Below are 25,176 nucleotides of genomic sequence, written 5' to 3' on the forward strand. Positions count from 1 at the left end.
ACTCCCCCTAAAGGTGGAGGGCCAGCGCTGCTTTGTGCCGGAGTAAGAGCACAACCGAGTTAAAAGCAACTAAACGTTGCTTTTGACGAAAGTTGCGAACGCAGTTCTGCCCGGCCCGAGGTACGAGGGACACCCCCTGAAAAATCAGTGAGTTTTGCTATGTTTTTAAATCTTTTATGTTGAACCAGCGTATAATGCAACAGTATTGTTATTTTTAAATGTCTAAAAAAATCACATAGCTATTAAAAAACTCTACACATGGATCAGCACTATCTTGACCCGATGCAGGAGAAAAAACTGCCGGGCTCTATTAATGTATTAACCATTCTTACTTTTATTGGAAGCGGTATAACGCTTTTATTTAGTGTCTTCGGCTTTGTGCGTGCAGAACAGGGTTATAAGGATATGGAAAAAGCAATAAACAGCGATGACTTTGAGAAAATGCCCTCCTTTCTTAAAAACATGATGACCCCGGAAATGTTGGAAGCAGCAAAAAAAAGTTTTGAAAACAGGGTGCCTATTTTAATCCTTAACCTTATTGCTGTTGGCCTTTGCATTTACGGCGCTATGGAAATGCGCAAGCTTAAAGCAGGTGGCTACTGGATGTGGCTGGCGGGAGAATTGTTGCCTTTTATTACAATTATTTTGTTTTCGGGCATGGCTTATCTTACAGGTTTTAACGGGTACATAGGTATTGGTATAGCTTTACTCTTCATCATCCTCTACAGCACGCAACGCAAATACTTAACCAAATAATTACTTCCTTTTTTCCGTTTGCTGCTGCATGCGCCTTACCCTGTCTTCCAGCTTTTCTGATGAAAGGTTGTAACGGCTAAGTCCATCTACAATAATGGGGAAGGATAGCGGTGTGTACCTTTCAGGAAACGTAATAACAATGCGGCTTTGCTGTATGCGCTGCAAAGCGTTGCGCAGCCTTACTTCTTCCATCTGCTGGTCAAAAACTTCCTGGTAAGCCTGGCGCAGCAAAATGTTTTTGGGGTCGTGTTCACTAAATACTTTAAACAACAGCGAGGCCGATGACTGCAGGTGCCTCGCTTTTTTTTGCTCACCGGGATAACCCTGGAAAATAAGGCCCCCGATAACTGCAATGTCGCGGAATTTGCGGGTGGCCATTTCAACACTGTTAACGCTGCGCTGTATATCCGCTATCAGGTTATCGGTGGTAAACAGGTCTTGAACATTGGTATCGTCAACAGGTATGGGTTGGTCGCTCAGCAGTTCAAAGCCATAATCGTTCATGGCTATGGAAAAAGTAATGGGCGTAATGTTGCTGATGCGGTGCCCCATTAACGAACCCATGGCTTCATGCACCTGCCGCCCTTCAAAGGGGTACACCATCAGGTGATAGCCGTCTTTGTCTTCAATATGTTCAATCAGCAATTCGTCTGCCTGGGGAATATGCGATAGCTGTTGCTGTAGCTGAAACAACGGTAACAGGCTTTCCATTTCCCGCTCCACTTTAGCGCCCGGCGGCAGTTTGTCGCCGGTAATCAGCGCAGCCTCGCTGAATGTTTCCCGCAGTACCCTGCCCAGGTTAGCGGTAAGGCTCATACGGCCGCCCATCCAGCTTGGTATAACCGCTTTTTTGGCGTTAGATTTACGCACCAGCGCCGTCATGTCTTTTATGGAAACCAGTTCCAGCTTTTTGCCGCCAAAAGTAAAGGCATCGCCAGGCTCCAGGCGGCTGATGAACCATTCTTCAATAACGCCTATATAACCGCCGGTAATAAACTTAACCTTCATCATCGCGTCGCTTACAATGGTACCAATGTGCAGCCTGTGGCGCATGGCTATGCGCCGGTTTTTAATGCGGTAAATACCATCTTCGCCCACTTCCACCTTTTTGTATTCATCATAATACTGCAGGGCGTTGCCGCCGTTGGTAATATGTTGCAGCACTTCCTGCCATTCCGCGTCATTCATGTCGGCAAAACAATGGGTGCGTTTAACCTCCTCAAAAATTGTGGCAGGTGTAAAGCCTTCTCCAATGGCCAGCGTGCACAGGTATTGCGTAAGTACATCAAAGCAAAGCAGCATTGGTTCGCGGCCTTCAATAAGCCCCTCTTTGCTGGCCCGTTTAAGGGCCGCGGCTTCCACCAGTTCAAGGGAATGAGTGGGCAGAAAAAAAATCTTGCTGATATCGCCGGGCCGGTGGCCGCTGCGGCCGGCCCTTTGTAAAAAACGCGACACACCTTTGGGCGAGCCCACCTGTATCACGGTATCCACCGGGCGAAAATCAACGCCCAGGTCAAGACTGGCCGTGCATACCACCGCTTTCAATTTTTGGGTATGCAGCGCTTCTTCTACCCAAATGCGCAGTTCCTGTTCTATGCTGCCATGGTGCAGGGCGATGGCGCCTGCCAGTTGCGGCGCAACCGTCAGCAATGTCTGGTACCACATTTCGCTCATGCCCCTGGTATTAATGAAAATAAGGGTGGTATTGCTCTGCTCAATAATAGGCACTACTTCATTCGCCAGCTTAATGCCCAGGTGGCCGGCCCAGGGAAATTTCTCAATTTCCTCCGGTATAATAGAAAATATGGACGTTTGCTTGTGTATGTTGGCACGTATGATTTTAATATGCTTTGCGGCTTCCTTGGGTAAAGGCGCCAGTAAAACCTCCGCAGCCTGCTGCAGGTTGCCGATGGTAGCGCTGATGCCCCACAGAGAAAGCCGCGGATTTATACCGGTAATACGGCTAAGCGCCAGCTCAACCTGCACACCGCGTTTGCTGCCCAGCAGTTCGTGCCATTCATCAACAGCCACAACGGCAAGTGTTGTAAACACATCGTGGTAGCCCTTCTGGCCAATCAGCAGGTGCAGGCTTTCGGGGGTAATAATCAGCGCTTCGGGCATATTGCGCTTTTGTTTTTGCCTTTCAGCGGTGTCTGTATCGCCGTTGCGAATGCCCACTTTCCATTGCATGCCCAGGTCGTTAATCACTTCTTCCATAGCACGGCCAATGTCTTTTGCCAGTGCCCGCAGGGGCGTAACCCACAATAGCTGCAGGCCATTCTTAGCTCTTGCTTTATAGTCTTTGGGATGGTGATTGATGAATTGGAGAATACTGCCGAGAAAAACGGAAAATGTTTTACCGCAACCGGTAGGCGCATTCACCAGGCCGCTGCCGCCGTTGATGATTTGCTGCCAGGCCTGCCGCTGAAAATCGAAAGGCTCAAACCCTTTACGCTCAAGCCATGCCGCCACAATTTTGTACCCTTCTGTTTGTGTAAGTTCCATCGCTGTAAACGATGAATGTAAACAATTTTTAAAAAGCAGCCTGCTGTTTTTGGTGATAGCAGGGGGGCAAAGTACTGCCACGGAAACATGGAGTAATAATTGCTGCGCAATTATTTGAATAAGTATTATGGGCCCGGCATGGGGAATAAGAATGAGGCTTTGGTTGCGTCGCACTCTTGTGCGGTTAGGTTCGCTATGCAGCTTTTCCCACAGTACAGCCTATGCTTCTGCCGCCTTTGGCGCCAGAAGCTTTACCTAACGCGGCTGCACAAACACAGCAATTATTTTTGTTACGCCGCAGCAGGATGACCAGTTTAACCTGGAAAGGCAGGTAACAGTTTACGCATCAACCAGAATTAATATCCTTCAAAATGTTCATTCTTCAACCAATGTCGTTTAGTTATACTCCATCCCGCATAAAACTGTGCAAAAACAGCCTGGCCGAACATTGCCGAATATAATTACCAGGCGTAGAAGTGAGTGACACAATCCCGAAGTTTCGGGACCTCATAGTAGCACTATTGCTGGTCACCAAAAAATTGTTGAACAAATTTATCAGGCAAGCAGTATAAGGATGACAGCCTGGGCCTGTCAAGGACGGGTACGCCAAAAGCAAGGGACATAAAACGGTTTCGGAATGCTTCGATAAACTCAGCATGACAATACTCAACCTGGCATTGGTTGCTTAAGTAAACGACATAAGTTCCTCAACCAGGAATTTTGTTTTGCCAGCGATGGCTAAGTTGTTGTCCGTTTTTGACATTTTGATGTCTGTTAGGCTCTTTACACACGGGATACCTTTGTATTACAAAACAACAGTTAAATTAAATGGAAAAAAATATTGCCATCCTCATAGCTGATTTATCAGGTTACACCGCGTTAACAGAAACCCATGGGCCGGTAACGGCTGCCGATTTGATAGACAGGTATGTGCAGATTGCTGAAAAGTGCCTGGTAGGCGGCAGCAGTATTCACGAACGCAGGGGAGATGAAATTATGTTCGTCTCCGATTGCCCGGAAATGTTACTTGCAACGGCACTTAAATTAGAGGCCAATACTGTTTGCGAAGAAAATTTTCTCCAGGTGCATGGAGGGCTTCATTTCGGCAAGGTTTTAAAAAGGGCTGACAGCTATTTTGGTTCTGCCATTAACCTGGCATCAAGGATTGCCGCAAAAGCGTCGCCTGGTACTTTCTGGTGCTCGGATGATTTTATAGGTTCGATAGAGGATAAATCTGTTTGCGGCTTCCTGTCAAAAGGCAATCATACATTTAAAAATATTTCAGGCGCAAAAGAAGTGTTTGAGTTACAGGTAGAAAGATTAAGCAGCAGTTCTATTGATCCGGTTTGCCGTATGTTAATTGTTGACCGCCAAAAAGCAATTTATTCTCCGGATAATGCCGGGCATTACTTCTGTTCAGCCCAGTGTGCTGAATTGTATCATGCAAGCCACAGCTTCCGTCAAGCTTTTCTTGGTAACTCTAATTACCAAATTAGCCAGGCATTTAATTAAGGTAACCATTAAAAAGCAAAGCTATGATACCCGTTATTATTGGCATTTCATCGGGGCTGTTAATCATCTTCGTGTTTATTTTGCTGAAGCAGTTTGACAAACCACTGATTTATGGCCTGGTTCTTTGTGGCATTGGGTTTCTATATGTAGGGTTCGACTGGTCAAATACCCGGGCCCTGGTTATTAATTCTGCCCAGGCTGTACTGTTCGTCTTTATTGCCTACTATGGAATTAAAAAAAGCAAGAACATTTTAGCATCCGGTTATTTCCTTCACGGTATATGGGACTTGCTATACCACAAGTTCCAGGATTCAGGTTTAATCCCACCTCAATACGACCTGTTTTGCCTGTCTATTGATTTTACCATGGGTTTTTATATACTGGCGATTAAAAAAGCGGTAAATAAAGCGAAGTAAGCGAACAATTTAAGCTAACCGGCAAACATGTAAAATTTTAAAAACAAATATCATGAAATCAACATTTGAACTGAGCAGCAACAATCAAAAAGACAAACACACATGCGGCAACCCCGGTTGCACCTGCGAAAATTGCAAATGCGGCAGCAATTGCACCTGCAAAAACTGCAGGTAACAAAACATGCCGCCTTCCTGAAGATGGGCCGCTCTGCCAAAGGGTGGCTCATTAAATAAATTAACCGCAAAAAAAATGAAAAGAATTATTATTTCAGCGTGTATAGTTCTGGCGTCATCTGCCTTATTTGCCCAGGCGGATACTTCAAAAATTGAACAGTATTGCCAGGTAATTGCTACACCAAGACTTTTAAGCAATAGGGTAACTATTGACATTGATTTTGGTGAGCAAAAGAGTTTTTGGAGAGACGAAAGGCTCAGAAGTTACGATGGCAGGTTAAAAAAATTCAATACAGTTATAGATGCCCTGAATTTTATGGGAAAAGATGGCTGGGTTTTTATCAATGCCTACCCGGTTATCAATGGCAGTGCCCAGGTATATCATTTTGGTTTTAAAAAGCTATTCAACCGGTCAGAGGTTCAATAGATAAAGAGTTGTAACTGCCTGTTTTTAGCATTGTAATGTCCTGTCATGCTTTAACATTCATGATACTTCTACATCATCAGTAAATAAAACGATTAAAATACAGCTTTGATATTTCGTTATCTTACAAATGGGCGTAAATACCGGGAACCTTTTTGTTTTAAACTTAAATAGGAACAATGAAAAAATTTGCTTTTATAATTCCACCTTTTGTTGAAATATTGGATCTGGGTGGCCCTGTACAGGTATTTACTGAGGCAAAATTTAACGGTTACGAGTTATGCCTTGAGTATTATACTTACAGCGATGAAGTTGTCAGCACCTCTGGTTTGGGTTTTGGAAAAATTGCCAGTTACAAGGAAGCGGTACTTGGGGATGGTGATTTTGTTTTTATGCCGGGGATGGATGATAAATATGTGAGAAGTGTAAGTTTTAAAGCCGAGATTGAATTTTTTAAGTGGCTGAAAGAATGTGCTGATAAAAAAGTTTTCGTTTGCTCAATTTGCAATGGCGCATTCGCATTAGGCTATGCAGGTTTGTTAAGGGATACTGAATGTACCACGCACTGGCGGAGAATAGAAGAAATGCAGGCTGCATTTCCAACGGCTAAGGTAATAACAGATATACTTTTCAAAAAAAGTAACAATGTGTACACAAGCGCAGGTATAAGCGCAGGTATTGATCTTGCTTTATCTATTCTTGAAGAATTAAAAGGGGCTCTCTTTACACATAAAGTAGCAAGAGGGCTTGTGGTATACCACAGGCGAAGTTACAACCATACCCAGCAAAGCATTTACCTCGACTACCGCAACCACATTAACCCAAACGTACATGTGGTGCAGGATCATCTTATAGATCATCTCTCAGATGAAAACAGCATAGAAGATCTTGCCTCACTTGTTTCGATGAGCCCAAGGAACCTGAGCAGGGTATTCAAAGAAAAAACCGGTACTACCATACTTGAATATCTTACAAAGCTGCGATTGGAATTTGCGAAAACGATGCTCAATAACCCGGAGTTCACCATTGAATTTATTGCAAAAAAATGTGGCTTTAAAACAGCAAGGCAATTGCAACGTATTTTAAAAGCAAATCAAGCGCCTTTAAAACCAGTAAAGGTTTAAAGCGTAGTTAGTTTGCAGCAATATCCTGATGCTGAGCGAAGGTGCGGTTGGTATAAATTTTTAAACCAGTAAAGAGCATTTGAATTATTGCCACTAAAACACGGAGTAATAATTGCTGCGCAATTATTTGAATACATAGTATGGGCCCGGCATGGGGAACACCTGTTGAGCATCGTTGCGTCGCACTCTTGTGCGTTCTGTTCTCTATGCAGCTTTTTAGCCCGGGTAGTAAGGTTCAGCAGCATTGAGCTGTTGAACCCTGCTACGAAAGAAACTGGTGGAGGTATCAGAGAAAACCTTAAGGTTCTTTTGCCACTTTAATGTCCCGGAAAAATGCATCCGTACCACCATCCACCCAAAGTCCAATAGCTCCGCTGTTGTCGGTGCCCAGCTTCAGGTCGTTCACAATTAGCACCGGCTGCAGGTTATCGTTCAGGTAAAGTTTGGCCTGGGCATCTTTTACCACAATCTTCATTTTTATCCATTCATTCAATCCCATGTCGGCATAGGATTCATACTTTCCCTCTGCCTCTTTCCGCAGCCTGTCGAAAGGATAGTCAGGATAAGAAAAATATTGCGTGGAATGGTTCCTGCGAACCTGGTCCTCAGCCCTTCCGTTGGTGGGCCGTATATAAATGGATTCAAACTTACTGTTGTCTTTATTAATCCGGAATGCCAAACCAACAAAGCCCCTTGCATACGCACCAGCGGTGGGCAGCAACCGGCTTAGCAGCATTACTTCAATGGTGCCATTGCGGAAACCGTCTGTATTATTTAGTCGCACAAAGGTGGGCAAATCAGATCCTTTGGTCGCGGTGTCCCTTGACACCCTCACTGCTTTTTTGCCATCAATATCTGTAACAGACATATTTACCAGCACCGGTTGCAGGTGATGGTTTTCAAAAAGCACCTCCTGGGCAAATACCATGCAGCAAGGCAACAATAACAACATACCCATTATGGTGCCGCGCAGCAGAGAAATGGTTGATAAAAACATAACGATCTTTTTGAATTGTATAATGAGGTTTTAATGATTATCCGCTATTAGAAATAAACCCGCCAGTGTTGCTGCGGTTGTTGCACAATGGCGAATAGAAATACCAAACGCAGAAGAGTGCGACGCAAGTAAAGCCTTATAGCAGCAACTTCAGCCGGGCCCATAAATCAAAGAGCCCAATAACGGGTAGTTATTGATGATTGTTATTCGCTCCTGAGGCTTTTGGTAGGATTGGCAATTGCGGACCGCACCGTTTGAAAACCAATTACCAGCAATGCAATAACCAATGACAGCAACCCTGCCAATGCGAATATCCACCAACTGATGTTGATACGATAAGCAAAATCCTGCAGCCACAGATGCATGATATACCATGCAACAGGTGAAGCGATGATGATTGCCAGCAGCACCAGTTTGATAAAATCTTTAGACAGCAGCAGTATGATGCCCGTTACGGAAGCGCCCAGCACTTTTCTTATACCGATTTCCCTGGTGCGCTGGGAAGAAGTGAGCAGCGACAACCCGGATAAACCGAGGCAGGCAATCAGTATGGCCAGTGCTGCAAATAAGCCGAACACTTTGCCGAACAGGTAATCGTTGTTGTATTGCGTATTGAATTTTTCATCAAGGAAATAGTAATCAAAAACATTCCCGGGAAAATAGCTGGCGTATAGCTCCCGTATCTCTTCAATAAGGGCGGTAAGATGTTGAGGGTCCACTTTTACGGAGATCTGGCTGTACCGCCCCTGTAGCTGCAGGGTGGGCAGCAGTAACACCGGCTCTATCCCGCTCTTTAATGATTTCTGGTGAAAGTCAGCCACTACGCCGATGATATTCCAGGTGCGGTTGAATGCCGTTAGCGATTTGCCAACCGCTTCCTGCGGCGATTGAAAATGCAGTTGCCGCAAAGCAGTTTCATTGATGACCAGGTGATGTACTTTGGCGAAGTCGTCATTATAATCCAGCGGAGAAAAATTTCTGCCTGCCAGCAGCTTTACCTGGTATAGATGAATGAAACGTATGTCCACGCCCATGTTCGTCATGGTGGCCGGGTTATTCATGGCAATATCAGTGCGGTTTACATTGTTGATCTTGCCCAGTTCTTCTCCCGGTATACGGCTTGAAATTGCAGCGCCTTTTACACAAGTAAGCCGTTGTACCGCATTTACAAATTCATGCGCATTGTTCAGGAACCCGGCGCTCGGGTTACTCAGCACCGGCTTGCGTAAAATAAGCATCTGCTCCATGTTGTATCCCAGCGATTGGCCGGTCATAAACCGGAGTTGCCTGTACACAACAAAAGAACCGATGATCAGTAATATGCTGATGGCGAATTGCGCCGTAACCATGCTCTTCCTGAGAAATACACCGGATACAGACCGTGTAAATTTTCCTTTCAAAACTTTTATCGGTTTGTAGGCGGAAAGTACAAATGCAGGATAAAAACCGGATAAGAAAATACCCGCAACGGAAAACAGCACAAACAGGATGGTAATGCCGGTATCCGACATTTGTTTTGAAAACAGCATGCCGATAGAAAGTTCACGGTTCACCAGTTGGTTAAAACTGTTCTGCAGCAACCCTGTAAGCAAAACCGCAATGATAATCGCAACTGTGTTTATCAGCAGCGCTTCGGTAAGGAACTGTTTAACCAGTTGCAGCCTTGACGCACCTGCTACTTTCCTTATGCCCACTTCTTTTGCTCTTTCCAGCGACCTGGCAGTAGATAAATTGATATAGTTTATCCAGGCCAGCACCAGTATAAACAGTGCGATTACCAGCAGGCTCCATACAATGCGGTAATTGCCTGTTTTACCTATCTCATATTCAAAATCGGAATAGAGGTAGGCCTTTTTCAATGGCTGCAGGTGAAATACTTCTTTTATACCGGAGGCTTCCGCTTTGGGAAAGTATTTTGTGTCCAGCGCTGCAAATTTCCTTTCTACTGTTTCAGGGTTGGCGCCTTTCTTCAACTGAATGTATTGCCAAAAAGAGGGTTGTGTAAAATCATAATCGGCCTGCGCAAACCGGTTGTTGCCGCTGTTGCTGTAAAGTGAGATATACGATATCAGCAGATCGAAATGTAACTGTGATTTACCGGGTGCATCCTTGCAGATACCTGTTATTTTGTAAGGAATGGAATCCGTATCAAATACTACCATCTGCCCAAGTAAGGATTGCGGTTCTTTTACACCCAGTTGTTCCCTTGCCATTTTTTCCGAAAGAATAATACTGTTAGGCTCCAGCAAAGCTCGGTGCGGGTCGCCTGCAAGCAGGGTATAAGTAAACATGGAAAGAAAAGAGGCATCCACCAAAACGGCACGCTGGTCGGCTATTTTTTTATCCCCCCACGAAATAATTTCAACCCTGTAAGGTGTTACACGGCAGTATGACTCTACTTCAGGTATTTCCTCTTTCATGGCTTTGCCAATTCCAGAATAGGTCATGGTGCTGTGCTGCACCAGTGAGCCTTGCTGGTAACGGTCATTAACCACCCTGTACAAATTATTCAGTTTTGTATGAAAACGGTCGACACCCAGTTCCGCGTTTACATATTGGATGATCAGTATACAGGCGCATAAACCAATGGAAAGCCCCGCAACAGAAATAAATGAAAAGAATTTGTGCTTAACCAGGTTTCGCCAGGCAGATTTGAAGTAAATGGTAAGCATAGGCTGATGTATAAAGTATGGGATTGATTTCTGGCGCCAAAACGGGTGCCATTTCTCTATCTGCCTGATTTACAAATGAAAAAGACTTAATTGAGGGGGGAAGGTTGTTCATTTCCGTACAAAAATTGTCCGGTTGTGAACAATGTAAAAAGCTATGGTTTGGTTTTTTGTTACTTTAAACAGGGCAGTGGTTAAAACTTAGCGCATCGTAAAGTTTTGAAATTTTTTTATGGGCCGGGCTTTGACATTTCATGGAATCGCCTGTTGCGTCGCACTCTTGTACTTTCTGTTCAATATTCAGCAATGCACAGTTTAATCATGTTCCACTATTCATCAGTTTCTGTTCAATAGCAGCAATTGAACAAACGAAGGGCAGGAATAATAATAATACCGCTATTCCAGCTTAAACTGAATTGGAGCTTTAATACAAAAACTTTGTGGTTGCCCGTTAAGTATTGGTGGATTTGAAAATTGTAGTTTCCTTATTACCCGGATGGCTTCTTTGTCCAGGATGATATTGACACCTTGCGTTACAAAAATGTTGTCAACACCGCCTTCTTTTGTGAGCGTGAACCTTACATATACAATACCTTGTAGGTTCTTATCTTTAGCACGTTCCGAATAAAAAATATATTTCTGGATAAAATGAGAAATACTTAGCTCACCTGTTTTAATTTTGGGGGCTTTATACCCTAAGCTGTCATTATCAACAAAGTAATTATCTAATTTAAGGCTGATAGAATCACTGCATTTTTCCTGGGCGTATTTTACAGGAAAATTATAATCAGCAAACTTGCCATGATATTCCCAAATGCCGAAGGGTTCATCGCCTTTAAAAGTTTCGCTGCGAACAATTTTGTCTCTTGTTAAGTCTTTTATTTCAGTCAATACAGTTCCGTCAATATTGTTTGTAACTGTCTCTGAAAACAACGCCTTTTTTTGTGAAACTTCTTTGCCAAGCCATTCGTTTGCAAAATACCTGGTTGTAGCAGTTTGTGCATTAGTAATCGTGTAAAAACCCAGTGCTAAAACTATCAATGCTGCTTTATTCATGTTCTATGTTGTCTGTTTTGTGTTGCAGCCAATTGCCAGGATAACAGAAAATGCTTTGTTATGTGCTGCTTTAATTGTGTAACAGCTTATTGTGCAGCATTCTTTTGTTGAACGTTTTCTACAATATCTGTAGCTGTTTTATTGCCGAGTTGTTCAGCCAATCCAATAAGAAGCCCTTCAATTCCGCGAATATAGCAGAGCCGGTAGATACCCTCATATTCAACCACTTCCCCCACAACTTCAGCGCCATGCCTTGCAAGCCTGGACAGCAATTCGTCAAGGTTGTCAACCCTGAACATGATACGGAGATAGCCAAGGGCGTTCACCGGGGCGGTCCTGTGGTCTGCTATGATAGGAGGGGTGATGAACCGTGAAAGTTCAAGCCGGGTATGCCCATCCGGGGTAACCATCATGGCCACTTCAACAGACTGGTTACCCAATCCCGTAACACGCCCGGCCCATTCGCCTTCAACCCTCATCCGCCCTTCAAGCGTTAGCCCTATCTCTTTAAAAAAAGAAATAGCATTGTCGAGCGACTCAACTACGATGCCCACATTGTGCATTTCTAACAATTTGCTTTTTGCCATAGGTTTATCTTTCCGTATAGGTTGATATTTTTTGTGAATGCTTGTTCTTAACGCTGCTTATAGGGTTTGTATTGCTGTATTGGCTGTGCAATTAAAAGTATTGTAATTCCCTTGCTTCAGCATTGCTTTTTTGCGTAGCAGAAACCTAAAGAGGCTGGGTATACTTAGGAGAAGAAAATCCATCTTAGTGGTAGTTCATAACTTTATCATAAAGATGTTTCAATTGAGTGTCCCCAAATCCGTAAATACTCTCCCTGCTCCAAAACTCTTTGAACACGTTACCAAAGTCGTTAGAACCATTTTGTATTATTTCTTCAATCACTTTTTCAGGCCTTCCTTTTTCTCCATCTTTTGGAAAACGGTCAACATGGGCTTTTACTACTTCCTGCAGGTATGGAAACGCAGAAGATTGCTTCTTTGAAAGATTTGTCAACACTTCCAGGTTACCTTTTTTATAGGCTTTCCACAATTCATCTCCTAAATGCATATCAGCCTCATTTAAAAGAATTCTCCTGGCATAGCAAATTTTTAGTTCATCTGCATTTGCAGGTCCAAATCCATTCCAGAAGAACTTACTGGTTTTATCTAAGTGGGAAGTATAAACAGCGTAAACCTTTCTCTCTATCGGTAAACTGTTGATAAGTGAAACAACAAACCACATATTTACCTGGCAGAACAAATCATATTCAAACCAAAGGTTCAATTCGCAACCGTCAGCAGCATCCATTAGTTTTTCAAACTCTTTTACAACGTTGTTGTAATATTCAGCTTCCGGCACGCCCATGTAATTGGCTCTTGACTGCCAAAAGTCCTGCGGATTATCACCCGATAGGTCTCCGTCAATAAGGCCTTCTCTTATTACAACTATATCTCCTTCAATATTAGCCTCGGGAAAGCTGTAGGCAAGAGCATCGCCATTTAAAATATGGTAAACCATGGTTGTGATGTTTTTGCATTAGCACCTGCGGCCAGGTATTGTGTGATTTTTAGAATGAACCGTAGCTGAGTAAAGTTAATGAAGATGCTGTATATTCTGTGGCCTGGCTTTATTCGTTCAGTGTGTACTGAAAGTCCAGCGAGTGGATACCTTGAAGAAAGGAAAATATTGCCTGGGCAATATGTAGAGGAGATTTTTTATGGGCCCGGCAGGAGGAATTACTATGAGGCTTTACTTGCGTCGCACTCGTTTGCGCTTTGTTCTTTGGGCATTCAAAATCCATAACTAATTTGCACGGCTACCCAAGCTTCCTCGCAATCCTGCGGGGCAGGCTAGTCAACATAGGCTTAAATCGAACCTCCGCTGTGCTCCGCTTCGTTTAAGCCCTATATGTTAAGCGTAGTTATTGTAGTCGCTTGATGACTTCGTGAAATTCCTCAAGCGTTGCTGCCTCCTTCAATTCGTCCCAATCTTTCTGCTTAAGCGATTTCAAGCCTCGTTCCTCTGCTGTGCTTGTTGCACCACCTATATAAATTTGATGGTGTACATATAAAGGAGGATCAGAATTTCCATAGTTTGACAAATCAATGTAGTCTAAATGAGGATAGATATCTTTTGCAGCAAGAATAACTTCTTTGGCAATTTTTAAGGGTACTTTGTATCCTAACCATATACTGCGATGATCCCTAAAATTACTCAACCCTCTTTCAGGTTCATAAATTTCTGTTGAATATCCTTTTCTTTCCAGTTTTCGAACTAATAAGCTTGCGTTGCTAAAGTTAGAAATACTTACTAATCTCTCTTCGTTTTTCTCTTCGGAATCAATGTCTTCGAATTGTTCTTTCTGTTCTAAGGTTTCTTTTAATCTAAGAATTTTAACTTCGCTTTCTAACCGTAAAAACTTATCGTCATTATCTTTTTTTAATTGGGTTATATTTTCATTTAAAATTGTTAACAGTTCATCAGGTGAAACTGTGACTTGTATTTTCTCTTGTTTTATAACATCATACTTGAATATTTTTATATAGTTTTCTTCATTGCTAAAATCAGAAGGTGCATATAGGGCTTTGTTGTTGAAATTTAAGGTTATGAAGAATACTGTTACTAAAACGCTAGGAAATATTATAAGAAAGTATATGAACGTTAATTGATTTGCTGGCGCAATGAAAGGAAGGACTATTGTTCCACTAACTTCTGCTATACCAGCAAATATCGCAATAATCGTAAGGGGATTTTTAATTGTGCCAATTTTTTCAGTCATACAGGTGGAATTTAATTACGCCTAACGGAGCGGGTATTGCCGAAGGCGGGGAATTTCAGCACTACCGCTCAATAGTATTTCAAATCTTTCATCATTTCCGTCAGCTTAATAGGTATCGTCAAGCCCCGCTTTTGGCAATACCATGTTGCACTAAACCTTCGGTAGCCTTTCCTGCTGTATGCCAAATTCGGAACTTATAGGTTCAACAAAAAACAATTACTATGAGTTCCATCAAAAGACAGTACAACACAGTTGTATCACAGGCAAAGAAAGGCGTACCGGGTTTTGCAGATGCATACGCCAAATTTATTGAAAAGGCAACAATAGAACAAAGCAGTAAAAGCCTGCTGGTAAACTACAGCCGCAGCCTGGATAGGGGGGAAAAATTTCATTTTGATGTAGAACAGTGCCCCTGTTGCAAAACAGGCAAAATGATAACATTATTAAGCTTCGGCGCCAACGGCCCTCCCCTGTGATATGATGACCCAATGCAAAACACAACAGCAGAAAACAAATGGCTGATTATTTTTTCAAAGCGGGACTTTGAAAGGGCATTCTCTTGTGCCTGATTTACAAAAACAACCTTTGCAACCATCAAAAGAACAGTCTTTACGTAGAGAACCTCCCTTAAAAAGCGCAACCCAAATAAATAATGCTGACATCAACAACCAGGCAAGCCCGTCAGCATCTTTACAATGCAGGCATTCGCTTCATTCAAAATCCATAACTAATTTGCACGGCTACTGAAGCTTCCCCGCAATCCTGCGGGCTGGCTAGTCAACATAGGCTTAAATCGAACCTCCGCTACGCTCCGCTTCGTTTAAGCCCTATATGTTGGCTGCAGGCAGTCGTTATTTAGAGAGCCCAAATATTTCCCCTTTATAAACTGAATTTTTGCTCCAATTTATGAAGTGTGATTCAAGTAGCATTATGTTCGTCGTTGTTGAATTTGGCAATGTCGGAAATATACTGTCTACTGAGATAATTTTATCAGCACTTACAATATAGGTCGCCGACGGGTATTGGAGAATTCTGTCTATATTAAATGATGTATAAACTTTCTTTGAAGCGTAAATTGTGTTCGTTTGTTTGATTTTGCTTTTTGTCGTGGAACTATGGTCTGTAAACTTAACCCTTATTGTGTCTCCAAATTTTGAATAAGTGCCAATATGTGTTTGTTTCACTACAGTATTATATTGGTCACGGTAATTTGAACTATACTTGATTACTTTTATTGATGAATCTCCATCAAGTACGATAATGTAATCTTCTTCCGTTGTCCCAACCAAATGGCAAGCTTGGAAATGTTTGTGAAAGACTTTACTTGTAAAGGGTACTTGTCCAAACAAAGAAAACTTTGTCAACAAAAGGAGTGTCAATATTTTGAAGTGCTTTGCCATTTTGAAATTTGCTTGCAGCTAACGAGCAGGTATTGCCGATGGTGGGGAATTTTATATTCGTCCGCCCGGAACTGCTGCGTGGCTTTTGATAAAGTTAAATATTAAGAACTAAAGCTGGGCTTTATTAGTCAAGCCCCGAACCGCAGTACAGCAGAATTCCACTGCTGATTGCTCCAACGTCAAGCCCCACTATTGGCAATACCAATGTTGCACTAAACCTTCGGTAGCCTTTGCTATTTTCTTTGCGGAGAAACGTTTGTAGTTTTTGATTTTTCACAAAAAATCTAAAATCATGAACACTACAAAACCTTCTCCGAAAAGTGCCACACTGTTAGCGCAGGCATGTACTAAAGTACAGGGATTTTCTGATATGTACCGCCATTTCAAAAGGCGTATGTCAACTTCAGGCCGAAGCACAAGTACACTTAGTAATTATGCCCGGCATATAGCGCAGATGGCACTATATTTCAACTGCCGTCCAACGGATCTGGAAGATGACCAGATAGAAGATTACCTCTATGTATTGCAACAGCAGCATAATACACCTTCAGAAACATATTTCAAACCTATCTGTAACCTAGCAACCCTCAACGACCCTCGCTTCAATTCAATCCCCATAATTATTCGTCCGGCTACCTAAGGTTCCCCCGCAGCGGTGCGGGGCAGGCCGTGCAACATCGGCTTCATCTTTGGCGTTTCACACCCGACGAAGCCTTAGTTGTTAGTAGCCGTTTTTGTACGTCATTTCGTTAATAATTCTTTGTTCAATAAGTCTATAAATAAGTTCACCAGCAAACAACTTGTCGTAATAGTTAAAGCCTTTAGGTAAAGTTGATTTTAATAGCTCCGTTACCCTTGTGTCATAAGTTTCAAAGGAATGTCCTTTGTATTCTATTGTCCAAGGAAGGCTAAATAAACTTGAATTTTTGCTTGTTATTTTTAGGGTGTCCGATTTGTTGTTAACTACATTTACTATTATGTATGGCTCATTGTCAGTAAAGGAAAATGGATAGAGCGAAAATGTTTTGTAAACAGTATCTAAAAGCTGCTGGTTTATTGTATCAATAGTCTTGTTCGGGTTTAAAAATAAATTGTTGTCAATGTTCAGCAAATAAGTAAAGTCGCCACCCCAAACTTTTTCTTCCTGCCTTATTGCTTTTAGTTTGTTATAGTAACTAAAATAATCAGCTACATCTTGCTCAGAAAACTTAAAAGATTGAGCTATTGGTTTCTCATAGTCTTCGCAAGTTGTAAGAATATTGCACAAAGCAGAAAATGATTCTGAATTCTTAACCTTTAACCCTTTTGAATTTTCCTTGTACAACGCAAATGGTATACAGCCGCCAGACATTTTATCGAAATCAAATTTTACTGCCTTAATACTTGTCAATTTTATATTGGAAGATAAAAATGAAGCTACGTCTATCTTTCCATTTTGTTGCGATTCATATAACTCTATATCTTCAGGTTGAATATATGTTTCAAGCAAATTCAACTTAGAATCCAAAACATACACCTTGTTTCTTATGCTGTATAGCTCAATAGACTTTTTTGATTGATTTACACAAAAATTTCTTGTTGGTATATTGAAAGTTCGCCAGTCAATCTGATTAAGTTTTGAATAATAAATATGGTCATTTTGGTCTATGAGTATAGTTGAATCTACAATTTGGACTTTATCAATTCTATTCCTTGCTGAATTTTTTGTAATACTGAATTTGTTTTGGTCAAGCGGTGAAGGAATTTGTTTTGTAGTTTGCCAATTGTCATTTGTTATAGCAAGTCCATTATGAAGTCCACCAGCTATTCCGTTTAAAGAATCAGTCATATAAATTGAAAGCACTCTGTTTATCGGGTTAAAGGGCTTTGGTTTTACTGCCCATGTTGTACCATAGTCGCTTGAATAGTGAATATATTCGTCAGAACCTCCCATCCAAACTTTTCCATCTTCTTGAAAATGAGTATTGTAAATCCAAGCATCACCTTTGAAATGGTTTTTCTTCCAATTTTTACCACCGTCAAAGGTTTGGAAAACTACATTCTTCGGTGTGTTGTAAGTTGAATTGTCTGCCAAGTATCCTGAAATCAGGAATGTGTCCTTATTAAATTGCATTATGTTGCCAAGCTTGTCATATTGGCTTAAAGTGAATTTGGATTTTAAACTATTTGCAATCATGTCATCTGTCAAACCCGACTGACCGAATAGTTTAGTGAAGCTTGTCAAAATTATCAATATGAGTATAAGGGTCTTCATAAAATGGCTACTAACGTTCGAGTATTGCCGATGGTGGGGCAATAGAATTCTGTCACGCTGGAACTAAAGTTGATGTTTGCAATATTGCTGATGATTTGTTTATAAGCCAAATTTATAATGTCTTGCTGAAACTGAAGCCAAATAGTTATATAGTTGTTGAAGTTTATACCGTTCAGCCCCGCTATTGGCAATATTTATGTTGTTCGTTCGTTTTTTGTCTTGAAGAATTCAATTAATGTAGATAGCTTCTTGTCTGAAATGCTAAATTTAAATAATGAGTACTCGTGAACTTGATTATCTGAAGTAAAAATTACGAGATAAGAACTCCTTCCACGTCCAACTTGTCGTAACAAAATTTGTGTATCTACAATCTCTGTCCAAGGAATAATCTTTCGGTCAATTTCGATGTAATTTTTATTAAGCTTAATAGCAAAAATGTATTTACGATTCAAAAAGGTATTCCAAATGATTATCCAAATTATAATGCTTATAAAAATAAGTCCCCCAATTGTGACTGGGACAAGAATATGCTTATTCAGCAAATTGAACAAAATAAGCCAACTTACTATTGAAAAAATAAGAAAAATTGTTGCTATGAACCTGTCAAAAAGTGAAGGATGAAATAATTTTTCAACCTCAATTGATATTCCTTTTGTCGAACCAGCTAATTCTTTTGTACTATAAATTTTTGGATAATTCATAAAGACTTTCTCAAGCCAAGTCATATTTGTTTCTTCTTGCTTAATAAATTCTTCTACTAAAGTCATATAAATTTTTAGGGTTTTTAAAAATGACGCACAACGAGCAGGTATTGCCGATGGTGGGGAATTATTATTCCGTCCGCCGGAACCGCTGCCTGGCTTTTTGATAAAGTTAAGTATTATGAACTAAAGCTGGGCTTTATTCGTCAAGCCCCGAACCGCAGCACAGCAGAATTACCGCTGCTGATTGCTCCAATGTCAAGCCCCACTATTGGCAATACCAATGTTGGCAGAAGTACATCGTCACTTGATGCCGTTGTCCTTTAATAATTTCGTGAACTCTTTACCTCCCCAATCCTTTCTCAATGCTGGGTTTGTCTTGGCTGTTTCCACAATACGCTTATTAATTTCTTTGTCTTTTAGTGCAATCAAAACTTCAGTTGCTTTCAAATAGATATGTGGGTTATCTTCCGTCTTAAGCCGGTCAAACACGGCTGATACGAAAGAAGTGTCGCCTAATTTTAATGCCTTGTCTGCGAATGTTGGAAACTGATGAACATTAATCTCTCTAACGTTTTTGTTGATTATGTCAATAGCATATGGTCTGTCTCTAACTAAAACTGTGTCAAGCATAACAGCTAAAAGGTTTACGGGTGTTTCTTCACCTTCACTGAAACCACCTGTGTTGAGATAATAAAAATCATCTGCATTTTGTAGCGTCTTCTTTGTTAGCTGAAATGCCTTGTCTGGATTTGTTGGGTATAGCAAGTTGAATACTTTAGTATTTATCTTCTTTTCATTTTCCCACATTGTCCAAAGAAGGTCATCATAAATTGGAATATAGAAATCTTGAACTGCTGCGAAAATAAAGTCTATATGATACTGTCGAATGTTTTCGTGTTTTGTCTGGGTGAATGGCACTTTTAAAAGTTGAAGTACAGTGTCATTTTTATAACTGGCAATAGCTTTATAAAGTTCTCTCCATTCCGTACTCCAAGCTCCTTTGTCGATTGCTTCATATAAAGACTTTTTCAGTAACGGAAGAAAGGCGTTGTTGGGAAATTCGCTAATTGCTTTGTATGTAAAGAAAAGTTGGTCGTAACGTTCACCTTTTAATCTGTTATTTAAAATTAGCGGTATATCCTGCTCTCTTTTAAATTTTGCTAACGTTACCAATGCCGACTGATTGTTTTCTTTCAAAACAAGTTCTCTGACCCTTTCATATGATGTTTCATTTTGTTTAGTTCTGTTTATTGCATTTCCCTTTGCGTACAACGTATTTGGAGTATATACAAGAATGCTGTCTAAATAATCATATTCTGCAGCTGTAAGTTTCTTTGAGTTTAAGTCAACATATTGCGGTGTCACAAGATTAATAAAGAAGTCGCCGACTTTTTCTCTGCTTCCTATGCAACCAAACTGAGTATTTACTGATGCTGTGTCAACAATATGTGCAAGAACAATGGGAAGTAGATTGGCAGAAGGTTTATAAGTCAAAGCCCAAAACGAATAGCAACGAACAACTCCATTTGGATGATTTGTTAATTCTACCAATTCGTCCTGTGTTGCTCTATTTTGTAGCTCTGCGAAGTTGTCGTATTGTGCTGGGCGAATTCCAGCATAATAAACTGCACTACCCATTAGCTCATTAGTCTTCGCAATTTTTGAAACAATTATTTCCGTCTGTCTGGAAATCTTTGTCTTGTCAAACTGAAAATGCTGCCCAAAACAGTTTAGGGTAAAGGTCAGGATGATTATGGTAACGAGATGTTTCATTTGTATTTCTGCCAACGGGCAGGTATTGCCGATGGTGGGGAATTTTATATTCGTCCGCCCGGAACTGCTGCCTGGCTTTTTGATAAAGTTAAATATTAAGAACTAAAGCTGGGCTTTATTCGTCGAGCCCCGAACCGCAGTACAGTAGAATTACTGCTGCTGATTGCTCCAATGTCAAGCCCCACTATTGGCAATACCAATGTTGGTTGCAGTTGTTAGTCCACAATTTTGAAAGTAATTTCATTTGAATAATTACTTTTTAAGTCAGACAACAATTTTTTGTCAGCTCCCATTGTCCACGTTTTATCGCCTATGAAATTATATTTAACCTTTGCTTTGTATGTCCCAACTTGTTGTGAAAAGTTTGATACAAAAGTGTGCCAGTCAAATTGTTTACTTATTGTGTCTTGGGGTGCAAGTTTAATAATGTCTCTCGTTGTAAAAGAAGGGGCACATCTTATATCTCCTGACCAAAATTTTGCGTCTGAACCATTGATTGAAATTGTCCACGGATGAGGGAATATTTTATAGGCTTCAGGATTTACAAAATAGATTGTGTCGTTACCATTGTTTTTTATGGTGCAAATTAAAACAACAGAAAACCAATCGTCCTTAGCTTTTGGTAATTTGTTTATTGTGTCCTTAACTTGAAGCGTTAAAGAAAGATTCCCTGTCTGTCCATTAGATTTAATTACGAACAGTGTCAGGAAAAATAATGTTATGTAAATTTTGAAGTGTCTCATTACAATTGCAACCAACGTCCAGGGCTTTCTGCTGTGCTGATATTCCGTGATTCGTCAGCCCGAACCGGTGCTGAGTAAAGTTAATGTAGTTGATATTATATTCTGCCGCTCGGTTTTATTCGTCCAGCCCGGACTACAGCTGATAAGCGAACGGGACGATGAGAATATATTCGTCAGCCAGCATAGCAGAAAACCCCATGTTGCATGCAGTTTTTTTCGTCAGGCTGTGTCATGGCCAAAAAAATATCCTTTGATAAACTTACTGTATGCTTCCGTGCTTTCGTAGTCAGGAAACTCCTTTAGTCCGTTTAACTCAGTTAAAATTTTTGGGTATTGATTTGCTAGTTTCGGGTTAGCCTTAAATTCTTCTTGAATATATTTGATAACATCATCGACTTCATGCCCAACACATATCATTTCTCTGTCAAGTCCTAAACCGGCGTCCATATTGTTAGCGTTAAACTTTGCGTCATAAATGATGAAAGTGTCTTGCAAGTCGCCGATGTCATATAAATAATAACAAAGCTGATATAGATTATCGTGTCGATGTGTTGCAAGTTCGCATTTCATTTCTTCAGCAAATAGTTGTCGAATGAGATGAATCTCCGCTTGCGAAAAATCATGCAACAAGCTTTCTACAATTTCAGCTCTGAATTCAAGGTTTGCGTCCATTAGATGTCCGTCGGTTGTACTAACAGGTTTAAATTCAAAACTGCTCGTTAGGTGCAACAAAGATCCTTGGTTGGGCAATTCTCTGTATGCTGATATGAGTTCAGAGGCTGTCATTAAAATTGCATGCAACGAGCAGGGCTTTATGCAGGTTGGGAATTCGTGTTCCGTCTGCCCACAACCGCTGCTGATTGAAAATATAAAGTTGAATGTAAGAACTAAAGTTGAAAGTTGTTTGTCCAGCCCGAACCACAGCTTGGATTTGCAATTGGTTGATGTTACAATGTCGAGCCCAACTTGCATAAAACCCAATGTTATAGGCAGCCTTGCTAAGTTTGTTCCTTAAAACCTTCCTGTCTTAGTAGAGTAGTAAATAATTCTAAGTCTCGCTTTAGGTCAGAAACTGTTTGTGAAACTTGTTGCCTTGTGTCATATTGCTTAACTACACTTCCAAGTCTAAATTCTGCGTTATGTTGTTTGAACTTTTCCGTCAAGTGACTGTACTCATTTTTTTCAAGTTTCTTCCATTCTACGGGTATGTCAAATTCTATAAAATGAAACCCCTTCTCTTTAGATAAGTCCATTCTTAGTGTGAAGTTATTTAGCTTCCCTTCTTTGATTTCTTCTGTCAATGCCCATTTAGAATTTTTGTCCAAATAGGCTTTATGGAACCCAATGTGTTCTATATCGTTAAATGGAAATTTGGAAAACGCCTTTTGTCTGGTCTTTCGTTTTAACAACCAAACGACATACCCAAGAAGCATTAGAAAAAGAGGAAAACCTACACCTGTTGTCAAAATAATATAAAAAAGCAATTGTCCGTTTGGCAAATTCCCTGTCAAATATGCGATTGTAAGAAACAATTGAAACCACTCCTAATGAGACAAGTGAAAGTCTGGCGAAAAGAGCTTTTAGCTTGTCTCTGTTTAATTGAAGGAATGTGTCCATAAAGGTTGCCTATAACGTTCGAGGCTTGCCGCAGGGCTGGAATTGTTGCTGTGTCTGCCCGGCAACTGAAGCCGATTGAAAAACTAATGTTGAAGTTAACAACTAAAAGCCAAATAGAATTCGGTCAAGCCCGATATTAGTTGATAGTAGTACAACAGCCGATTGTTATTACGTCCGCCAGCCTTGCGGCAAACCTTTTGTTATAGGCATGCCTTGTCGGTCCTCACATCAGAAGTCCAGCTTACCACTTTTAAAATACAGTTTCATATTATTTCTTAATTTCTGTCTTGGTAATATTTCTTGTCCGTCTGCTGAACCACTGCTTGCAAAATAGTTGCCGCTTTTAAATTCAACATATCCGTAAATAATTTGCTTTTTTGTAGAGTCTGGAATTTCCGATAAAATAATCTTTGTATCTGTGCAAGGAACTTCAAGTCTAAATATTAAGCTGTCATTTTCTTTGTATGCGTAAGATGGAAAGTCGTCAGAACTTAGCATATGATATAGTGTCGCTTTGTTTTTATAAATGTCAATGCCAAAGCCGACACCACCGAAAAGTCCAAATGCACCGTCAATTGTTAATGTGTCACCTTTCCACAAATAAAATGATTTAAAAGGTGCTTTCCCTTCTTGCTTTGCTGAGCTAAATATTAAACTGTCATTTTGGTATGATTCAATGAATCCAGAATTTAGATAAACTTGCATCTTGTCCTTAAACATATCAAGTTCTTTTGAGCTTTCAATATGCTTTTCAACTTCCTTTTTTATGCTTGGGTCAATTGTCAAATCTATTATAGTGTCAGAATCATTAGTTTGTCCACAAGCAGTGAGTGTCAAACAAAAAAGGAATATTGCGATTATGTTTCTTGTCATACGGAATGTGTCTAAAGGTTGCCTATAACGTTTGTATTGACGTATTAGCTGCACAAACAAAAGTATGCAATCCCCTCATAATCAACAATGTTCTATTGCGTTTTTTGTATAGCAGCATTGCGTCAATGAAATTGGTATTTCTCCCTTCAAGGCGCTGCCACCTCAATCACAACAGGTTTTAAGGTTGAGTGGGAAAAACAGCTATGCTTCAAGATGCGAAAAAAAAATTAAATACTACAATAGTTGTTACTGGTTTCCGGAAAAGCGCTTCGGTTTTTTTATATCCGCACCAAATACCTTCAAAACGGAACTGGTTCGCATTTGATGCTCAACGGTTATCTTCAAAATAGAACTGGTTTGCATTTGAAGCCCAACAAATACCTTCAAAACAGAACTGGTTCGTGTTTCAAGGCCAATAGATAGCTTCAAAACGGAATTGGTTTGCATTTGAAGCCCAATAAATACCTTCAAAGCAGAACTGGTTCGTGGTTCAAGGCCAATAGATAGCTTCAAAATCGAACTGGTTCGTGTTTGATGACCAACGGATACCTTCAAAACCAAACTGGTTCGTGTTTGATGCTTACCAGATAGCTTCAAGACAGAACGGGAAACTGTCTAAACCATGATTTTTCCTGATTTGGGTGATTAGCCTAATGATTTGGCAGAAGCGTGCCTGGTTTACAATTTTTCATGGTTTGGACGATTGGCCTGAAAACAATCCCGGAACAAAATGGCGGGTAAACGCGGCGGCATAAGGTCATCAAGTTAAGGAAACGAATGCCAGGTTGGGGGGGGCGAGTTTCGGAATCGAGACCCGTTATACAAGTCGCTTTTTCACCAATCCACCTTCGACAGGCTCAGGCTGACAGCTCAACTTAAATGACATTAGATGGCGACAAGATGGGCTTTTCCGTGCTTCCGTGGTATTCCCCAAAGTTGCTGCCGCCAAAGGCGGCAGCAACAAAGCCTACCCGGTGGGAAAAGCTGCGCAGCGAACCCAACCGTTGAAGAGTGCGACGCAACGGCAGCTTTATAGTAGCAATGCTGCCCGGCCCCAAAAAATAAAGAAATTGCCGGCAGGCAATGTGTAGGATGTGACCGACATGGTGTACTTCACAAACGCCGCTTTGAGAAACCGCCAGTGCCGGCAACATACAAATGGGGAGCGGGCAGGGATTAAGCTGCTGCATTCTTATTGTATGTATAACAATTGCCTGCAAGAGCAGAAGCGTGCTGCACTTTCGGCGAAGGTTGCCAACGGAGTTCTGTTCGTACCTCAGTTGCAAGGTACATCCCCGGTAAATCTCACCAGGCAGAATGCAATAATACCGTGGGTAGGGGTACAGGTTTTAATGCCTAGGCACAGGGTGACGGTACAATTTGTTACACGCCTA

The 25,176-nt window shown here is 41.0% G+C and carries 23 protein-coding genes; 7 read left to right on the top strand and 16 right to left on the bottom strand.

The annotated features are described in order from the left end of the window. Positions 1-258: 258 nt before the first annotated feature. A complete protein-coding gene (locus F0364_RS19550) occupies positions 259-756 on the top strand; it encodes a hypothetical protein (protein WP_153799488.1) in 498 nt (165 codons plus the stop codon). Here the strand turns inward: F0364_RS19550 and F0364_RS19555 are convergent, their stop codons facing one another. Next, positions 757-3,261, bottom strand: coding sequence for a ligase-associated DNA damage response DEXH box helicase (locus F0364_RS19555; RefSeq protein ID WP_153799489.1), 2,505 nt, complete (start codon positions 3,259-3,261; stop codon positions 757-759). 828 nt (positions 3,262-4,089) lie between these two features. Here F0364_RS19555 and F0364_RS19560 point away from each other — a divergent pair. The 4 genes from F0364_RS19560 (at position 4,090) to F0364_RS19575 (ending at position 6,911) form a co-directional block, all read left to right on the top strand. Beyond that, on the top strand, positions 4,090-4,773 hold the full coding sequence (locus tag F0364_RS19560) for an adenylate/guanylate cyclase domain-containing protein (RefSeq protein WP_153799490.1): 684 nt from the start codon (positions 4,090-4,092) through the stop codon (positions 4,771-4,773). 23 nt (positions 4,774-4,796) lie between these two features. Continuing rightward, the gene (locus F0364_RS19565; RefSeq protein ID WP_153799491.1) at positions 4,797-5,189 is read left to right on the top strand and encodes a DUF6010 family protein; all 393 of its coding nucleotides are present in this window, start codon (positions 4,797-4,799) and stop codon (positions 5,187-5,189) included. Between the two features lie 250 nt (positions 5,190-5,439). Then, the gene (locus F0364_RS19570) at positions 5,440-5,790 is read left to right on the top strand and encodes a hypothetical protein (RefSeq protein WP_153799492.1); all 351 of its coding nucleotides are present in this window, start codon (positions 5,440-5,442) and stop codon (positions 5,788-5,790) included. Between the two features lie 176 nt (positions 5,791-5,966). Then, positions 5,967-6,911: a GlxA family transcriptional regulator gene (locus tag F0364_RS19575; RefSeq protein ID WP_153799493.1), complete on the top strand. Its 945-nt coding sequence runs from the start codon at positions 5,967-5,969 to the stop codon at positions 6,909-6,911. 298 nt (positions 6,912-7,209) lie between these two features. Here F0364_RS19575 and F0364_RS19580 read toward each other — a convergent pair whose 3' ends face one another. The 6 genes from F0364_RS19580 to F0364_RS19605 all read right to left on the bottom strand — a co-directional run bounded on the left by F0364_RS19580 (position 7,210) and on the right by F0364_RS19605 (position 14,418). Further along, positions 7,210-7,908 (bottom strand): 3-keto-alpha-glucoside-1,2-lyase-like domain-containing protein, encoded by a 699-nt coding sequence (locus F0364_RS19580; RefSeq protein ID WP_235921163.1) that lies wholly within the window; start codon positions 7,906-7,908, stop codon positions 7,210-7,212. Between the two features lie 203 nt (positions 7,909-8,111). Then, positions 8,112-10,580, bottom strand: coding sequence for an ABC transporter permease (locus F0364_RS19585; protein ID WP_153799494.1), 2,469 nt, complete (start codon positions 10,578-10,580; stop codon positions 8,112-8,114). A 393-nt stretch (positions 10,581-10,973) separates the two neighbouring features. Beyond that, on the bottom strand, positions 10,974-11,633 hold the full coding sequence (locus F0364_RS19590; protein WP_153799495.1) for an energy transducer TonB: 660 nt from the start codon (positions 11,631-11,633) through the stop codon (positions 10,974-10,976). 86 nt (positions 11,634-11,719) lie between these two features. Next, positions 11,720-12,220 carry a VOC family protein gene (locus tag F0364_RS19595; RefSeq protein WP_153799496.1) on the bottom strand — a complete coding sequence of 167 codons (501 nt, stop codon included), beginning with the start codon at positions 12,218-12,220 and terminating at the stop codon, positions 11,720-11,722. A gap of 184 nt (positions 12,221-12,404) precedes the next feature. Further along, positions 12,405-13,157, bottom strand: coding sequence for a DUF1835 domain-containing protein (locus F0364_RS19600; protein ID WP_153799497.1), 753 nt, complete (start codon positions 13,155-13,157; stop codon positions 12,405-12,407). A 403-nt stretch (positions 13,158-13,560) separates the two neighbouring features. Then, on the bottom strand, positions 13,561-14,418 hold the full coding sequence (locus tag F0364_RS19605; protein ID WP_153799498.1) for a hypothetical protein: 858 nt from the start codon (positions 14,416-14,418) through the stop codon (positions 13,561-13,563). 221 nt (positions 14,419-14,639) lie between these two features. Between F0364_RS19605 and F0364_RS19610 the strand changes: the two genes are divergently transcribed. Together F0364_RS19610 and F0364_RS19615 are read left to right on the top strand one after the other, a co-directional pair. After that, positions 14,640-14,894, top strand: coding sequence for a hypothetical protein (locus F0364_RS19610; RefSeq protein ID WP_153799499.1), 255 nt, complete (start codon positions 14,640-14,642; stop codon positions 14,892-14,894). Positions 14,895-16,110: 1,216 nt separating this feature from the next. Further along, positions 16,111-16,458 (top strand): phage integrase N-terminal SAM-like domain-containing protein, encoded by a 348-nt coding sequence (locus F0364_RS19615; protein ID WP_153799500.1) that lies wholly within the window; start codon positions 16,111-16,113, stop codon positions 16,456-16,458. Between the two features lie 81 nt (positions 16,459-16,539). On the opposite strand, the gene F0364_RS19620 is transcribed toward F0364_RS19615, so the two are convergent. From F0364_RS19620 to F0364_RS19660, 9 genes are all read right to left on the bottom strand, one after another. Next, complete coding sequence (locus tag F0364_RS19620) at positions 16,540-18,006, bottom strand: WD40/YVTN/BNR-like repeat-containing protein (RefSeq protein ID WP_153799501.1); 1,467 nt, start codon at positions 18,004-18,006, stop codon at positions 16,540-16,542. Between the two features lie 260 nt (positions 18,007-18,266). Next, positions 18,267-18,839 (bottom strand): hypothetical protein, encoded by a 573-nt coding sequence (locus tag F0364_RS19625; RefSeq protein WP_153799502.1) that lies wholly within the window; start codon positions 18,837-18,839, stop codon positions 18,267-18,269. A gap of 237 nt (positions 18,840-19,076) precedes the next feature. Beyond that, on the bottom strand, positions 19,077-20,564 hold the full coding sequence (locus F0364_RS19630; RefSeq protein ID WP_153799503.1) for a hypothetical protein: 1,488 nt from the start codon (positions 20,562-20,564) through the stop codon (positions 19,077-19,079). Positions 20,565-20,764: 200 nt separating this feature from the next. Next, positions 20,765-21,307 carry a hypothetical protein gene (locus tag F0364_RS19635; protein ID WP_153799504.1) on the bottom strand — a complete coding sequence of 181 codons (543 nt, stop codon included), beginning with the start codon at positions 21,305-21,307 and terminating at the stop codon, positions 20,765-20,767. Between the two features lie 204 nt (positions 21,308-21,511). Continuing rightward, complete coding sequence (locus tag F0364_RS19640; protein ID WP_153799505.1) at positions 21,512-22,264, bottom strand: hypothetical protein; 753 nt, start codon at positions 22,262-22,264, stop codon at positions 21,512-21,514. A 26-nt stretch (positions 22,265-22,290) separates the two neighbouring features. Beyond that, positions 22,291-22,803, bottom strand: coding sequence for a hypothetical protein (locus F0364_RS19645; protein WP_153799506.1), 513 nt, complete (start codon positions 22,801-22,803; stop codon positions 22,291-22,293). A 334-nt stretch (positions 22,804-23,137) separates the two neighbouring features. Continuing rightward, positions 23,138-23,782 carry a hypothetical protein gene (locus F0364_RS19650; RefSeq protein ID WP_153799507.1) on the bottom strand — a complete coding sequence of 215 codons (645 nt, stop codon included), beginning with the start codon at positions 23,780-23,782 and terminating at the stop codon, positions 23,138-23,140. A gap of 246 nt (positions 23,783-24,028) precedes the next feature. Beyond that, the gene (locus tag F0364_RS19655) at positions 24,029-24,295 is read right to left on the bottom strand and encodes a hypothetical protein (protein ID WP_153799508.1); all 267 of its coding nucleotides are present in this window, start codon (positions 24,293-24,295) and stop codon (positions 24,029-24,031) included. 362 nt (positions 24,296-24,657) lie between these two features. After that, complete coding sequence (locus F0364_RS19660) at positions 24,658-24,972, bottom strand: hypothetical protein (protein ID WP_153799509.1); 315 nt, start codon at positions 24,970-24,972, stop codon at positions 24,658-24,660. Positions 24,973-25,176 lie beyond the last annotated feature (204 nt).

The organism is Foetidibacter luteolus (genome assembly GCF_009650435.1).
GTDB lineage: Bacteria > Bacteroidota > Bacteroidia > Chitinophagales > Chitinophagaceae > Foetidibacter > Foetidibacter luteolus.